General features: G+C 68.1%; 1 protein-coding gene. It reads right to left on the bottom strand.

What is annotated here, in order from left to right; all coding sequences use genetic code 11:
• Nucleotides 1-255: hypothetical protein (locus HPY23_RS29945; RefSeq protein WP_200649722.1), on the bottom strand; the 255-nt coding region annotated here is incomplete at its 3' end.
• Nucleotides 256-298 lie beyond the last annotated feature (43 nt).

Below are 298 nucleotides of genomic sequence, written 5' to 3'. Positions count from 1 at the left end.
CAGCGCTGAGATGAATGCGGCCGTCATCGGGAAGTAGACGCTCGCCAGATCGGGATCGTAGACGAGGCCGCCGTCCTGCTGCGTCGTGCGCTCGACCGCCTGCCCGGGACCCGCGAGGCTCCACCGGGCGTAGGCGCCGTTCTCCAGGCGCTTCAACCGCACGCGCTGCGTCACGACATCCTGTGTCGCGAGTTCGACCCCGAGGATGTCGCTCGCGCCGCGTCGCACCTCGAAGGCGTAGGTGGTGGGGTCCATGAAGGGCTCCAGTAGGTGATGAGCGGATCGAGGCGCTACTGCG

It is taken from the genome of Methylobacterium ajmalii (assembly GCF_016613415.1).
GTDB lineage: Bacteria > Pseudomonadota > Alphaproteobacteria > Rhizobiales > Beijerinckiaceae > Methylobacterium > Methylobacterium ajmalii.
Note: the sequence above shows the minus strand (reverse complement) of the source record. Positions and strands in the feature narration are given on the sequence as shown.